Origin of the sequence: Kribbella sp. NPDC051620 (assembly GCF_044453825.1) — a bacterium.
Classification (GTDB): domain Bacteria; phylum Actinomycetota; class Actinomycetes; order Propionibacteriales; family Kribbellaceae; genus Kribbella.
This window is the reverse complement of record NZ_JBITDB010000002.1, coordinates 1,204,863-1,219,220: the sequence shown is the minus strand read 5'-3', so window position 1 is coordinate 1,219,220 and position 14,358 is coordinate 1,204,863. Positions and strand designations below refer to the sequence as shown.

The following is a 14,358-nucleotide window of genomic DNA, read 5'->3' as shown; positions in this document are numbered from 1 at the left end:
GAACGTGCGCCGAGCCTAGAGCTGATTAATTTACGAGGTCAAGTAACAAGCCGCGATAACCCTGAGTAAGTGCTGTAACACGAATGCCATCCAACTGAGATCAACCTTGAGAGGGGGCCGGGAGTCTCTCTACACGTAAGGGATCGATGACCCGTGTGAGGCGGGTCTGCCCGAACGGGAGGGGATTGATCATCAACATTTCACGGAAGTTCGGTCGTACGGCGGTGGCCGTGACCGGAGCCGCGACACTCGTCGCGCTCGCGGCGGGGGCCGCGGGAGCAGCGACCTCGAGCCGGCAGGCGGCGGCCGAGCCGCAACTGAAGCTGGTGGCCGGCAGTACCGACGTGACGCTCGACCGCTACCCCGATGGGGGTGGCATCGTGCTCGACCTCGGCACCCACATGGTGGCCGGCAAGAGCCCGATCGAGGTCCGCGCGACGCGCAAGTCGTACAAGGACCCGGTCGTCGGCGTGCAGATCGTCAACGGCAAGCCCAAGGCGCTGCCGGCCGGCTCGGTGACGGACTTCGGCGGCTTGGCCAAGTTCCTGCACCTGACCATCACTGATGCAGGAGGCAAGAAGGTCTATGACAAGGACCGCACCTTCTGCCTCAACGGCGAAGGCTCGCGGACCCGGCCGGACGCGCCGGCCACCTCGCCGTACCCGGAGGGCTGCAGCGCGAACCCGTTCACGCTTGGCGCGGTCTGGGGCCTGCAGGCCGGCTGGTCGTCGAACACCACGAGCTACTTCCGCGACGACGAGACCGTCGATCTGCCGGAGGGCAAGTACACCGCGAAACTGAGCGTCAACAAGGCGTACAAGGACTTCTTCAAGATCGGCGCCTACGACTCGGCGGTGACGCTGAAGGTGACGGTCAAGAACGTCGAGGACTGCGGCCATGGGGTCGCCGAGGGCTGTAAGCAGGCCTTCGCGAAGGCGCAGGCCAAGGCGCTAACCAAGTCGGGCGTCGCGGCGAAGTCGGCCAATATCGCTGTCAAGCCGCACGCGCAGCGGCCGGTCGGCAAGGCCTCGGTCCCGGCGGGTCCGAAGCCGGACCTGCGGTCGGTACCGGCGTGGGGGATCCAGGTCACCACCGGCGAGGAAGGCACGCCGGAGGCTGACAAGGACTACCTGGCGTTCTCCGCGACTGTGTGGAACGCGGGTCCGTCGCCGCTGGTGCTGGACGGTTTCCGGCAGCAGGGCAAGGAGTTGATGGACGCCTACCAGTACTTCTACGACGCGGCAGGCAAGGAGGTCGGGTACCAGAAGACCGGCACGATGGAGTGGGACCCGCGGGAAGGCCACACCCACTGGCACTTCACCGACTTCGCCCGCTACAGCCTGCTGAGCTCCAAGCAGACCGAGGTCGTCCGCAGCCAGAAGGAAGCGTTCTGCCTGGCCGCGACCGACGCCATCGACTACACGGTGAAGAACGCCAACTGGCACCCGTCGAACACCGACCTGCACACCGCGTGCGGCAACCACGGATCGCTGTCGGTCCGCGAGGTGCTGGACGTCGGATCCGGTGACACCTACGAGCAGTTCCGTCCCGGCCAGTCCTTCGACATCACCGGCCTGGCGAACGGCACGTACTACATCCAGGTGCAGGCCAACCCGGAGAAGCGGCTGATCGAGTCGAGCACGACGAACAACGTCGCCCTCCGCAAGGTGATCCTGGGCGGCACGGCGCACCACCGCACGGTCAAGGTTCCGCCGGTCGGTCTGATCGACGTTCCGTAAAGCACTAACTGCTGAACGCCTGGGCGGCCCTTCCTGGGGGAGGGCCGCCTTTGTGTTGCCCCGGTGCTGGGTACAGGTGATGGAATGGCAGCAGTCGACAGCACAGGAGCGACGATGACCGAGGAACGCCGGATCGAGGCCGAGATCCCGCTGGACGCGACTCCCGCGCAGGTGTGGGACGCGATCGCGACCGAGGCCGGCCTGACCGGGTGGTTCGCGCCGATGGACCCGGCGCCGGACGAGAACGGGCTGTCGGCCGACGGCGTCGTACTGCGCTGGGAGCCCGGTCTCGGCTACGCCATCCAGACCGAGACGAGCGCCTTCGAGTACTTGATCGAGGAGCAGGAGGACGGGTCTTCCGTCCTGCGCTTCGTCCAGACCGGATTCCTGGGCGACGACTGGGAGGCGGAGTACGAGGCAACCGCGCGGGGCTGGGACCTCTACTTCCATACGCTGCAGCTGTATGTGTCCGGCTTCCATGGCGCGCCCGCGACCTATGTCGTTGCCGAAGGCCCCGCCTGGTCGAACACCCCGGAGGCGTGGCAGAAGCTGCGCGACGCGGTCGGCGGCGAGGTCGGTACGAAGGTCGAGCTGGACGTCTACGGGCTCGGGGTGGTGGTCGGCGAGGTCGATTACGACGGTCCGAGCCACTTCGGCATCACCACGGAGTACGCGCTGCTCCGCTTCCACAACCGCGGCCTGCTCGGCATGCCCGTTGCCCTCGGCCACCATTACTACGGCCCCGGCCAGGACGCCAAGCGCCTCGAAGACGCCTGGCAATCCTGGCTGACGGAGTTCTACCTGACTCAGTGATGCAGGGGCTTTTTCCTGGTACGCCGGGGGTGCGGATGGTCAGCGTCGCGCTGGTGATGGCGCCGGGCGATCGTGCGTGGCCGCTCGATCCGTGGCGCCGCCGGCCGCTCGACCCGTACTTCGGTCTGCGTCAGCCCGAGTCGCGGCGGCTGCAGCCACGGCGACCGGGTGTCCGAGCGGACCACCACCACGCGGAACCGGCCGGTCCGGGCGAGCTTGATCCCGATCGCGATGGTCGCGACGGCCGGGATCATCCCGGCCAGCAGCAGACCGAAGCGGGCACCCCAGTGCTGGGCGATCCAACCGACGGTCGGGCCGCCGATCGCGCCGCCGCCGATGAAGACCAGGTTGTAGATCCCGGCGACCCGGCCGCGGAGTCCGTCGGGAGTGGTGAGCTGGACCATCGACTGCGCGGCGGTGAGGAACATCAGCGTCGCCATGCCGAGCGCGGCGAGCAATGGAAGGAACGTCCACAGCGACGGCTGGATCGCGGCGACCATCTCGGTCACGGCCAGGATCGAGGCGATCGCGACCAGGTTGCGCAGCCGGGTCGGCCGTACTCTCCTTGCCGACAGCAACGCCCCGGTCAGTGAGCCGACCGCAACGACGGAGTTCAGTACGCCGTACCCGGTGGCGCCGGTGTGGAAGACGCGATCCGCGAAGGCGGTCAACGTGACCGGCAGGCTGATCGTGAACATGCCGTAGACGCCGACCAGCGCGATCGCCCAGCGCACGGCGGGCTCGTGGAACGCGTACTTCACGCCTGCTTGCAATCCATCACGGATCTTGATCCCGGCGCCCGCCTTGCGAGCAGCCTGGAGGCCGGGCATCTCGCTCTCGCGCATCATCGTCAGCGCGGTGATCGAGCCGAAGAAGGTGATCGCGTTGAGCGCGAAGGCCCAGCCGGTACCGACCGTGCCGAGCAGCGCGCCGCCGAGGGCCGGGCCGATCAGGCTGCCGAGCTGGAAGGTGGACGAGACCATGCTGATCGCGTTGCGCAGCCGCTGCTTGCCGACCAGTTCGGTGACGAACGACTGCCGGGTGGGGTTGTCGACGGCGGTCGCGAGGCCGAGGAAGAGGGCGAGCGAGTAGACCTGCCAGACCTGGACGCTGCCGGCGAACGCGAGGGTGGCCAGGATCGCGGCGGCCAGGCCCATCGTGGACTGGGTGACGAGCAGGACCTTGCGCTTGGGGAAACGGTCGGCGATCACGCCGCCGTACAGGCCGAGCAGGAGGGTGGGCAGGAACTGCAGGGCGGTGGTGATGCCGACCGCCGTGGCGCTGCCGGTCAGCGTGAGGACCAGCCAGTCCTGGGCGATCCGCTGGATCCAGCCGCCGGTCGAACTGACGAACAGTCCGCTCACCAGGAGGCGGAAGTTGCGGACCTGCAGAGCGCTGAAGGTCTCTCTGAAACCTGGCCGGCTGAGCGGGTCCGGCCTGCTGGTGGTGGTGCGATGGGTGTGGAAGTCGGGGACGGGGTGGACAGAACCGGTGGCCCGGGTGGTCAAGAGTCATCCCTACGGAAGATTTGTGTCAGGGGAGGTCTGTTCCATCCTCACTGGTTGAGACCGGATTCCGACACCGAATCACTCCTATTAGTCTTATTGCGTCCCGCAATGAGAGGTGTGATGGTGGCCTACGATCCGGACCAGTTGCGCACGTTCCTGGCGGTCGCGCAGTCGCTGAGCTTTACCCAGGCCGCGGAACGGCTGGGCATCCGGCAGCCGACGGTCAGCCAGCACGTGCGCAAACTCGAGGTGGCGGTCGGGCGGCCGTTGTTCGTCCGCGACACGCGGACCGTGACGCTGACCGCGGACGGGGAGGCGATGGCCGGCTTCGCCCGGACGATCCTCGCGGCGCACGAGGAGGCCGCTGGATACTTCACCGGCTCGGAGCTGCGCGGGCGGCTGCGGTTCGGCGTGACCGATGACCTCGCGCTGACTCCGTTGCCGCGGATCCTGCGGGACTTCCGGCAGTTGTATCCGCGCATCGATCTCGAACTGACCGTTGCCCAGAGCCCCAATCTGCTGCGGCGGGTGGAGTCGGGGCATCTGGATCTGGCCTACGTCAAGCACAGCCTCGGCGGCGGATACGAACCGAACGGCCGGGTGGTCCGGCGCGACCCGCTCGTCTGGGCGGGCATCGCCGGCACCCGGATCGCGCCCGACGGCCCGGTGCCGTTGGTCGCCTACCAAGCGCCGAGCCTCAGCCGCTCCCTCGGCGTCCAGACTTTGGAGCAGGCCGGCCGCTCCTGCCGCATCACCTGCATAGTCCGGGGTGTCAACGGAGTGCTCGCCGCCGTTCGCGCTGGCCTCGGCATAGCCATCTTCGCCCGCTCCCTGATGCCCGCCGACCTGGTAGAGCCCCCACCCAGCGCCGGCCTCCCCGAGCTACCAGCCATCGACCTGGTCCTGATCACCAACCCCCGAGCCGCCAAGGAACCAGCCGAAGCGCTCACCTCAGCCATCCTCAGCAACAACGCCCCCCTGAAACCAGCCGACTAGCCAAGCCAGTTCCGCCCACGCCCCCGCACTCCGCGCCCGCACCCCGCGCCGCTCTCCCTGCCGCGCTAGCGGGTTAGGGCGTCGCCTCGGAGGACTAGGGCGAGGATGCTGATTGCGGCTACGGCGATCGTGACTAGGAATGGAGCGTTCTTCCACAGGACGATTACGGCGAGGAGGGCTGCGACGACTGCGAGGGTTAGCCAGCCGATTGCGCCCAGGGGGCCGGGTGGGGCGATGACGAGTAGGACAGTGGCGGCGGCGAGGGGGAGCGGAGCGGCGTACCGGGCTAGTTTGCCCAGGCGTTGGGGCCAGCCTTCGACGCCGGTGGCCAGGTCGTCGGCGAGGTCGGGTACGACGTTGGCGAGGTGGGCGCCGACGCCTAGGAGTGCGGTGGCGGCCGATGCCCACCAAGGTGCCCAGCTATCGGCGGTACCGAGGGTGACGAACGACGGCAGCAGGCCGAAGGCCACGGCGTACGGGACCCAGGAGATCCGGGTCGACTTGAGACCGAGGTTGTAACCCCACGCCGCGCCCACGCCGACCAGATGCGCCAGGCCGGCCAGCACGCCGCTGGCGAGCGAGAGCGGGACGCAGGCAACGGCCATCGCGATCGCGCCGCTCCACACAGTCCGGCGACTCACCAGTCCGAGCACGATTGGTTTGTCGTTTCGGTGGACACTGGTGTCGCGGGATGCGTCAATCGCGTCATTGCTCCAGCCGATCGAGAGGTGGCCGGTGAGGATTGCTGCGGCGACTAACAGGCATCCGGCGGGGTCTCGGCCCGCCGACCAGGCGACAACGGTGACCAGGGTGGTGACGGCAACGGTCGGACCGGGATGGCTCGCCATCGCGAGCCCTTTGAGTACGCTCAGCCCGCTCACCGACCCAACGATGCCACGATGACGCGGATCGCCGCGGTGCAGGCCGCGTTGCCGCCCCATCGGTATGCGCAACAGGAGCTCACCGACGCGTTCGCCGAGATCTGCCTCCCGGACGGCAAGGGGATCGGCCTGCTCCGCCGGCTGCACGCGAACGCCGGGGTGTCCCATCGCCATCTGGCGCTGCCACTGGAGCGGTACGCCACGCTCAAGGACTTCGGCGAGGCCAACGACGAGTGGATCTCGGTCGCGGTCGACTTGGGCGCCGAGGCGGTGTCGGGGGCGCTGGCGGCGGCCGGGCTCACGGTGGATGACGTCGACGTGCTGATGTTCACGACCGTGACAGGGGTCGCGGCGCCGTCGATCGACGCGCGGGTCGCTGTACGGCTTGGGCTGCGTCAGGACGTCAAGCGGCTGCCGTTGTTCGGGCTGGGATGTGTCGGGGGAGCGGCAGGGGTTGCGCGCTTGCATGACTATCTCAAGGCCTGGCCGGGGCATGTCGCAGTACTGCTGTCTGTGGAGCTCTGCTCGCTGACGCTGCAGCGGGATGACTCGTCGCTGCCCAACCTGGTTGGTGGTGCTCTGTTCGGGGACGGGGCGGCGGCGGTGGTACTGACCGGCTCGGAGCACCCGGCCGCGGCGGGGCCGTCTGTGGTGGCTACGCGGTCGCGGCTCTATCCGGACTCGGAGCGGGTGATGGGGTGGGATGTCGGGTCTGGTGGGTTCCGGATCGTGCTCGGGGCCGACGTACCGCAGGTGGTTCGGCAGTACCTCGGTGGTGATGTGACGGCGTTCCTGGCCGCTTTTGGGTTGACCATTCCCGAGATCGGTACCTGGGTGAGCCACCCGGGTGGGCCGAAGGTGCTCGAGGCGGTCGCGGAGACGCTGTCGTTGCGGCCGGGCGCGCTCGACCTGACGTGGAAGTCGCTCGACGCGGTCGGCAACTTGTCGTCATCGTCGGTACTGCACGTGCTCGGTGACACCCTCCGGCTGGATCCTTCGGGTATGGGCGTGTTGCTCGCGATGGGCCCTGGCTTCTGTTCCGAGCTCGTACTCCTGGAGTGGTGATGGACTCGTCGTTGTGGTGGTACGTCGCGCTGGTGCTGGTGGTCGGGCTCGAGCGGGTGGCCGAGCTGGTCGTCTCGCTGCGCAACGCCGCGTGGAGCTTCAAGCAGGGCGGGGTGGAGTCGGGCAAGGGGCACTACCCGTTCATGGTGCTGCTGCACACCGGGTTCCTGGCCGGGTGCCTGGTCGAGGCGATCGTGGCGGACCGGCCGTTCATCCCGGCGCTCGGGTGGACGATGCTCGTCGTGGTGCTGCTGGCGCAGGGGTTGCGGTGGTGGTGCATCTCGGTGCTCGGGCATCAGTGGAACACCCGCGTGATCGTCGTACCGGGCCTGTCGTTGGTTGCCTCTGGCCCCTATAAGTTCCTCCGGCATCCGAACTACGTCGCCGTCGTCGCGGAGGGGATCGCGTTGCCGCTGGTGCATACGGCGTGGGTGACGGCCACCGCCTTCCTGCTGCTGAACATCCCGCTGCTGACGGTCCGGATCCGCGCGGAGGAAGCAGCGTTGGACTCAACGCTGACAAAGTGATCGACCTCCTCGTCGCCGGCGCCGGCCCAGCAGGCGCCGCCACCGCAATCCGCGCCGCCCTGGCCGGCCTGTCCGTCGCCGTCGTAGAACCCCGCCCCACCCCCATCGACAAGGCCTGCGGCGAAGGCATCTCCTTCACCGCCGTCGAATACCTTCAGCGTCTAGGCGTTTCCCTTGAAGGCCGCCCGTTCCATGGCATCCGCTACCTGGATGCATCCCACGTAGTAGACGCCCGCTTCCGCCAAGGCCCAGGCCTAGGAGTACGCCGTACTACGCTCCAGCGCGCCCTGGTGGATCGCCTGGCCGAGCTGGAAGTCCCCGTCATCCCGGCCCGGGTCGAGGCCATCACCCAAAACCAGCACTCAGTCACAGCCGCCGGCCTCACCGCCCGCTACCTAGCAGCCGCCGACGGCCTCCACTCCCCAACCCGCCGCGCACTAGGCCTAGGTACTACCGGCAGTACGCAGCCGCGTCGCGGGCTGCGGCAGCACTTTGCTGTGAGGCCGTGGTGCGATCTGGTCGAGGTCTACTGGTCGCGGCTCGGCGAGGCCTACGTGACACCTGTTGCCGACGACCTGGTCGGCGTCGCCATTCTCACCTCCGAGCGTGGCTCCTTCGACAGCCATCTGGAGGCCTTTCCAGCCTTGAAGCGCCGCCTGGAGGGAGCCTCCGAGGCATCCTCCGTCATGGGCGCCGGCCCACTCCGCCAGCGGGTCCGGGGAAGGGTGGCTGGGCGGGTGATGCTGGTGGGTGATGCGGCCGGCTATGTCGACGCGTTGACCGGTGAGGGGATAGCGGTGGCTCTGCGGACCAGTGCCGAACTGGTGCGGTGTGTCGAGCGCGACGACCCAGCGGCCTACGACGCGGCTTGGCGGCGGGTGTCCTGGGAGTGCCGGTTCCTCACCGGTTCGTTGCTCTGGGCCCGCAACAGATCGTTGCTCGCACCCCACATCGTCCCGGCCGCGACGCGGCTGCCGAAAGTTTTCGGTGCCATCGTCAACCAACTCGCCTGAGCCCTGCCCCAGAACGCGCGTTGGCCCGGCGATCGCTCAGACAATCGCCGGGCCCACACGCGACCGAGCATCCTGGTGAAATGCTCGCTCGGGTTGCTCCAGCTCCCTGGTGAAGAGCTGGAACGGTCTGCCCCAGCCTCCTGGTGAAAGGCTGGGACAAGTTCTCGGTGTTTCTGAGTTAAAGATTGCCAGCCGGATGTTGCCCATCCGTTGCCGGAATATGAAGCCTTGTTACTTAGGCCGGTGACCTACGTCTCAGTGCTCCGTGCGCACCGCGGCGATCTGCAGCTGCAGAGCCAGCCGTTCGCGCGGGCTGGACAGGTCGAGCCGGGCGATCTCCCCGATCCGTTTCATCCGGTGCCGCAGGGTGTTCGTGTGCAAATGCAGCTCCCGTGCCGCCTGCTGCGGCTGCCCGGGATAGTTCAGCCACGCCTGCAAGGTGTCGACGAACGCGGTGTCGTGCTCGATGTCATGCCGTAACAAAGTGGCCAACGGCCCATCCAGTTTGGTCGTGTCAAGCGAGGTGACCGCCCGGTGAACAGTGAGGATGTGCCAGGCCTGCTCGACCCGCAGCGCCGGGCCGGGCGCCAGCTCACGGCGTACCAGTCCCAGCAGTTCGACCGCCTCGGCGCGAGAGCTCGGTAGGTCTGCCGCGCCCCGGGCGCGCCCGCCGGCCGCGGCCGTAGTACCGGGGAAGTCCTTGGCTAGGTCTATGACCAGTTTGCGAAGCCAGCGCCAGGAGCCGGGCCCGTCTCCGTCTGAGACGACCGCCAGGACAGTCCCATCCAGGTCGGCGAGCTGCGGCTCGCTCCAGCCGTGGCGGCGACCAGTGGACTCCCAGAGGTCCAGCTCTTGCGGTACGTCGTACGCGGCCGGCGAACCCAGCGCCACCACCCGCCACGGCGCCGGTGGCAGCCGTACGTCGAGCGGAGTGTCAGGGGAGAACTGCCGTAGGACAGTGCGCAGCCTGTCGATCGCACTCCGCCTAGCGACGTCCGCCTGAGCTCTGAGCCGCAGCATGTGCAGCGCAAGCACCGATGCCGCGTTGCTGAGCTCAGTAGTCACCTCTGCGCTCACCGGCCCATCCACCACGGCCCAGATCGACCCGAGCCACTCACCGCCGGCTCGCACGGGTACTACCAGCCGGGGCCGAATACCGTTCGGCCCGTCCGGCACCAGGAACGGCTCACTCGACCGGGCCAGCCGCCTGAAGATCCCTCGGGCCCGGAAGTGTGCAATGACCTCAGCAGGCACCCGACGCCCGACAATCGTCGACACGCGCGTCGGGTCCGTGTCTGTGACGTCATGGAGGCTCGAGTACGCGAGTACGCGGGACTGGTTGTCCTCGATGGTCACCGGCGCGTCGACGATGGCTGCGGCGGCATCAGCCAGCGCGAAGAGCTCCTGGTGCACACCGGCGTCTCCAGCAGCGGGGGAGTCGGGCGCGGCCGCCCTGTCGATCACACCTCGCAGGAGCCAGACCACGTGAGCCCACGTGACCGTCGGCTGCAGTGCGACCAGGGTGAGGCGCCGCTTGTCCGCGTGAGCCACCACGGCCGGGTCCTGGGCCAGTGTCGTCCGCAGGATGATGCCGGAGGCGTTGCCGACTGCACAGCGCTCTACTAGCTCAACTGCCTCCTCCGGACTGCCCAGGCCGAAGCCCAGGACCAGGTCGCCCGGCTGACCGGTCGAAACTTCCTGCGGATCGGCGAGGAAAACATCGCGGACCTCACCGTCGCCCTGCCCGGCGACGACGATCTCGAACAGGGCCGGTCCGACGGCGACGACCAGGTCAGGCACGGTGATCATGAAGTTATTGTGCTCTTGCCACTGTCATCAGTGCCAGCTGTGGTGCGATCGCACCATGACAGCGGTATCGGGCGGCCGCACCATCGATACATGGTCGCTTCCGTGCAAGGCACTCACATCGTCCCGGACCGGGTCGCCGTCGTCGGCGCCGGCATGGTCGGTCTCGCCACCGCCTGGTTCCTCCAGGAGGCCGGCATCGAGGTCACCGTGCTGGATCGCGAAGGCGTCGCCGCGGGTGCCTCCTGGGGCAACGCGGGCTGGCTGACCCCCGGCCTGGCGACCCCGCTGCCGGAGCCGGCCGTTCTCAAGTACGGCGTCCGTGCGGTGCTGAGCCCCTCCTCGCCGGTCTACGTGCCGCCGACGGCGAGCCCGCGGCTCCTTTCGTTCCTGACCCGCTTCGCTCGCAACAGCACCGCCGGACGCTGGAAGACCGCGATGGAGGCGCTGGTGCCGATCAACCGGCAGGCGCTGAACGGGTTCGACGCGCTGGCCAAGGCGGGCGTCGAGGCGGAGACCTACGAGGCCAAGTCGTTCCTGGCGGCGTACCGGACCGAGGCCGAGCGCTCGGTGCTGCTCGAGGAGATCGAGCACATCCACGCGGCCGGCCAGGGCATCGAGTTCGAGGCCATCACCGGTGACGACGCCCGCGAGATCGAGCCGTCGCTGTCCGACGAGATCGGCGCCGCGATCCGGCTGCACGGCCAGCGCTTCATCAACCCGGGCGAGTACGTGAACATGCTCGCCGACTCGGTCCGCGCCCGCGGCGGCGAGATCGTCACCGGCGTGACGGTGAAGGACATCGTGGACGAGATCCGCGGCGTCCGGATCGTCACGGCGGACGGTGAGAGCACGCCGTACGACGCGGTCGTGATGGCGACCGGTGCCTGGCTCGGCGATCTGGCCCGGCAGTTCGGCGTACGGACCGTCGTGCAGGCGGGTCGCGGCTACAGCTTCAGCGTCCCGATCGCGCACGTGCCGGCCGGACCCGTGTACTTCCCGGCGCAACGGATCGCTTGTACGCCGCTGGGCGACCGGCTCCGCGTCGCCGGGATGATGGAGTTCCGCAAGCCCGACGCGAAGCTCGACCCGCGCCGGATCGACGCCATCGTGGAAGCGGCCCGGCCGCTGCTGCGGGACGCGGACCTGGACGCTCGCACCTTCGAGTGGGTGGGACCGCGCCCGTGCACCCCGGACGGCCTGCCCCTGATCGGGGCCACCTCGTCCCCGCGCGTCTTCGCCGCCGGCGGTCACGGCATGTGGGGCATCACCCTCGGCCCGATCACCGGCCAGCTCCTCGCCGAAACCATCACCACCGGCCGCACCCCGACCGAGCTGGCTCCCTTCGACCCCCTCCGCTGACCCACCGGCCAGCAGATCCATCGACCAGACCACCCTCGAACTCCCGTCGCGGCCGAGCCGTACCCCAGCCGCCTCTTCCGCGACGGGACCAGACCGGCCTCCACCCTGCAGGAGACCATCGGCCGGCCCCGTCATCTCCCGGGGCTCCGGCAGCACCACCCCGGGCCCGCGACTCCGCGGTCCCCGGCAGCACCACCCGGACCTGTGACCCCACAGCCCGGCCGCACCACCCCGGAACCACAGATCCGGGCGCACCACCCGGGCCCCTCACCAAGACCCGGCGCACCACCCGATCCGCTCACCACGGACCGGCGGCACCACCCGGATCGCTCACCAGGACCCGGCAGCTCTACCCGGACTGCTCACCGCGATCCGGCGGCACCATCCCGGGACCACAGGCCCGGGGCGTAGTACCGGCGAAGTCCCGGCCCCTGTCGGGAAGTCGTCAGCACCACCGGCGGCCGCAGCCAACGGCCGGCCAGTAGCAACCGGCAGACCCGCCGAGACCCAGCGGATCTGCCAGCACCGGCGGATCTCCGCAGCAACCGGCAGATCCGCCAGCACTACCCGGCCTCCGTACGGCGCCTGCTCTGCGGATACCGGCAGCACCACCCGCGGCTCCCACCCTGCTGGGAGAACCGCGGCGCAGTACCCGGATTCCGCGGAGCCTCACCTCCGGAACCCGGTAGCGGTCCAGCACCCGAGCGCCTGCCGGGACCGTGAACGCAAGACCCGGCTCCCGCGATGCCGCGCGGGAGCCGGCCGCACCACCCAGTGCCCGACCCGGAAGCAGCAATGGACCTTCCGGCCAGAGCACTCGACGCCCGGAGGCCGCAAGGCCACGGGCACCAGCGGTCCTCGGGCGGAGGACCGTTCGCACCACCCGGCCCGGCCAATGAAGCCCGGACTGGAAGAGAGCGCGGCTCCCTCGGGGGCCACGCTCTATCTAATTCCGCAGTGCGGTGTCCGCCCCGATCGGCTCAGCGACATCAAGCTCATCGAGCCGCCCGCGCAGATACCCCCGGATCCACTCGTAGGCCTCTGCTCCCAACGGCACCCTGAGCGGCGAATCGGCCTGCTCGACGGCGTTGATGATCGCCTCGGCAGCCCGTACCGGATCTCCGCTCTGTGTCCCGTGCGACGCCTCGAAGGCGGCCCGAGCGGGCCCGATCAGGGCTGCGTAGTCCTGCAGCGGCTGCCCCCAACTCAACGACCGCCCACCGAAGTCCGTCCGGAACGGCCCCGGCTCGACAATCGTCACCCGGATCCCCAGCGCGGCGACCTCCGCGGCCAGCGCCTCCGAGATCGCCTCCAAGGCAGCCTTCGGCCCCGCGTACGCCGTACCGCCGGCGCCCGACGTCACGCCCACCACCGACGACATCTGCACCACATGCCCCGACCGCCGCGCCCGCATCCCGGGAAGCACCGCCCGCGTCACGGCCAGCGCCCCGAACAGATTCGTCTCGAACGCCGCCCGCAACTCCTCGTCCGCATGCTCCTCGAACGCCCCAGCAGCGCAGACCCCGCGTTGTTCACCAGTACGTCGATCCCGCCGAACGCCTCCTCCGCCTCAGCGACCGCTGCCCGAATACTCGCCCCATCCGTCACATCGAGCCGCGCCACCCGCACCCGCCCAGGCGCCAACTCCGCCAGCTCAGCGATAGCGCCAAGGTCCCGAGCCGTAGCCATCACCCGATCACCGCCATCCCCCCGAGCTTGCCGATCGCTCCGCCCCTGCCGATCGTCCCGCCCCTGCCGATCGCAGCGACCCTGGCGATCGCTCCGACCGTGCCGCGCGCCGAGCGCCTCAACCAGCGCCCGGCCCAGCCCGCTGCTCGTCCCGGTGATCAGCCAAGTCCGTCCATCATTCGCATCCATGCCGTCCACCTTGGCCAATAGTTCGCATGGTTGTAAAGTTTTATTCGATGAACAATTTACGTGAGCGCAAGAAGGCAGCCGCCCGTCAAGCGATGTCGGACGCCGCCACCCGTCTGTTCGAGCAGCGCGGCTTCGAGCACGTCACGCTGAGCGAGATCGCCACCGCGGCCGACGTCTCGGTGAAGACGATCTTCAACTACTTCGGCAGCAAGGAAGACCTGTTCTTCGACGCCGAGCCCCAAGCCCTCGAGAACCTGCTGACCGCCCTCCGCGACCACCCCGGCGAGTCCCACACCAGCGCCGTCCGCGCCCTGCTCCTCGAAGGCCCGATGCTGGACCTCAACTGCCCCTGGCCCGTCGTCGACCAGCACATCTACGAAGCCCTCCGTGCCTTCCACAGCTGCGAGAACGAGTCTCCGACCCTCAGGGCCCGCCGCCTCGTCATCCTCAACTCCTGGACGACGCCCCTGATCGCGGAGACCAACTCGCCAGGCTGGTCCGCCATGCTCGTCGGCCTACTCGCCTTCCGTCACCGACTACTCGTCACCGGCCTGGTCGAAGCCCAGCCGATCACCACCATCGAGAACACCATCCGCGCCGAGATCGGCACCGCCCTCAACGCCCTCGACCGCGCCTACCCGCGGACCTGAGCCACGCGTACGTAGTACCGGCAAACAGAAGCGGGGGGGGGCCCCCCGCCGCGGGGGGGGGGGGGGGGGTTTTATAAATAGGTTTTATATATTGGGGTGTGGGGGGGGGGGCGGGGCGGG

At 68.8% G+C, this 14,358-nt stretch carries 12 protein-coding genes and 1 pseudogene; 8 read left to right on the top strand and 5 right to left on the bottom strand.

What is annotated here, in order from left to right:
* Window positions 1–230: 230 nt before the first annotated feature.
* Entirely contained in the window at window positions 231–1,739 is a 1,509-nt protein-coding gene (locus ACIA12_RS12810; protein ID WP_396367088.1) for a lysyl oxidase family protein, read from the top strand.
* A gap of 114 nt (window positions 1,740–1,853) precedes the next feature.
* On the top strand, window positions 1,854–2,552 hold the full coding sequence (locus tag ACIA12_RS12805) for an SRPBCC domain-containing protein (protein ID WP_396367087.1): 699 nt from the start codon (window positions 1,854–1,856) through the stop codon (window positions 2,550–2,552).
* Here ACIA12_RS12805 and ACIA12_RS12800 read toward each other — a convergent pair.
* Complete coding sequence (locus ACIA12_RS12800; protein WP_396367086.1) at window positions 2,546–4,060, bottom strand: MFS transporter; 1,515 nt, start codon at window positions 4,058–4,060, stop codon at window positions 2,546–2,548. The two genes, ACIA12_RS12805 and ACIA12_RS12800, sit on opposite strands and share 7 nt — an antisense overlap.
* 120 nt (window positions 4,061–4,180) lie before the next feature.
* Between ACIA12_RS12800 and ACIA12_RS12795 the strand changes: the two genes are divergently transcribed.
* Window positions 4,181–5,056, top strand: coding sequence for a LysR substrate-binding domain-containing protein (locus ACIA12_RS12795; protein WP_396367085.1), 876 nt, complete (start codon window positions 4,181–4,183; stop codon window positions 5,054–5,056).
* 65 nt (window positions 5,057–5,121) lie between these two features.
* Here ACIA12_RS12795 and ACIA12_RS12790 read toward each other — a convergent pair whose 3' ends face one another.
* Window positions 5,122–5,937, bottom strand: coding sequence for a UbiA family prenyltransferase (locus tag ACIA12_RS12790; RefSeq protein WP_396367084.1), 816 nt, complete (start codon window positions 5,935–5,937; stop codon window positions 5,122–5,124).
* An 18-nt stretch (window positions 5,938–5,955) separates the two neighbouring features.
* Here ACIA12_RS12790 and ACIA12_RS12785 point away from each other — a divergent pair, with 18 nt between their 5' ends.
* The 3 genes from ACIA12_RS12785 to ACIA12_RS12775 are packed head-to-tail and all read left to right on the top strand — an operon-like array spanning window position 5,956 to window position 8,542.
* On the top strand, window positions 5,956–7,002 hold the full coding sequence (locus tag ACIA12_RS12785; protein ID WP_396367083.1) for a type III polyketide synthase: 1,047 nt from the start codon (window positions 5,956–5,958) through the stop codon (window positions 7,000–7,002).
* Complete coding sequence (locus ACIA12_RS12780) at window positions 7,002–7,529, top strand: isoprenylcysteine carboxyl methyltransferase family protein (RefSeq protein ID WP_396367082.1); 528 nt, start codon at window positions 7,002–7,004, stop codon at window positions 7,527–7,529. The genes ACIA12_RS12785 and ACIA12_RS12780 overlap by 1 nt, the downstream gene beginning before the upstream one ends.
* On the top strand, window positions 7,526–8,542 hold the full coding sequence (locus tag ACIA12_RS12775; protein ID WP_396367081.1) for an NAD(P)/FAD-dependent oxidoreductase: 1,017 nt from the start codon (window positions 7,526–7,528) through the stop codon (window positions 8,540–8,542). Before ACIA12_RS12780 ends, ACIA12_RS12775 begins: the two co-directional genes overlap by 4 nt.
* A gap of 255 nt (window positions 8,543–8,797) precedes the next feature.
* Here the strand turns inward: ACIA12_RS12775 and ACIA12_RS12770 are convergent, their stop codons facing one another.
* Window positions 8,798–10,351 (bottom strand): helix-turn-helix domain-containing protein, encoded by a 1,554-nt coding sequence (locus ACIA12_RS12770; protein ID WP_396367080.1) that lies wholly within the window; start codon window positions 10,349–10,351, stop codon window positions 8,798–8,800.
* Window positions 10,352–10,441: 90 nt separating this feature from the next.
* On the opposite strand from ACIA12_RS12770, the gene ACIA12_RS12765 reads away from it, so the two are divergent.
* Complete coding sequence (locus tag ACIA12_RS12765; RefSeq protein WP_396367079.1) at window positions 10,442–11,710, top strand: NAD(P)/FAD-dependent oxidoreductase; 1,269 nt, start codon at window positions 10,442–10,444, stop codon at window positions 11,708–11,710.
* A 330-nt stretch (window positions 11,711–12,040) separates the two neighbouring features.
* Here ACIA12_RS12765 and ACIA12_RS12760 read toward each other — a convergent pair whose 3' ends face one another.
* Together ACIA12_RS12760 and ACIA12_RS12755 are read right to left on the bottom strand one after the other, a co-directional pair.
* Window positions 12,041–12,322, bottom strand: coding sequence for a hypothetical protein (locus tag ACIA12_RS12760; protein WP_396367078.1), 282 nt, complete (start codon window positions 12,320–12,322; stop codon window positions 12,041–12,043).
* A 334-nt stretch (window positions 12,323–12,656) separates the two neighbouring features.
* Window positions 12,657–13,399, bottom strand: a pseudogene (locus tag ACIA12_RS12755) (SDR family NAD(P)-dependent oxidoreductase).
* 236 nt (window positions 13,400–13,635) lie between these two features.
* Here ACIA12_RS12755 and ACIA12_RS12750 point away from each other — a divergent pair.
* Window positions 13,636–14,238, top strand: coding sequence for a TetR/AcrR family transcriptional regulator (locus tag ACIA12_RS12750; protein ID WP_396367077.1), 603 nt, complete (start codon window positions 13,636–13,638; stop codon window positions 14,236–14,238).
* The last annotated feature ends 120 nt before the right edge of the window (window positions 14,239–14,358 follow it).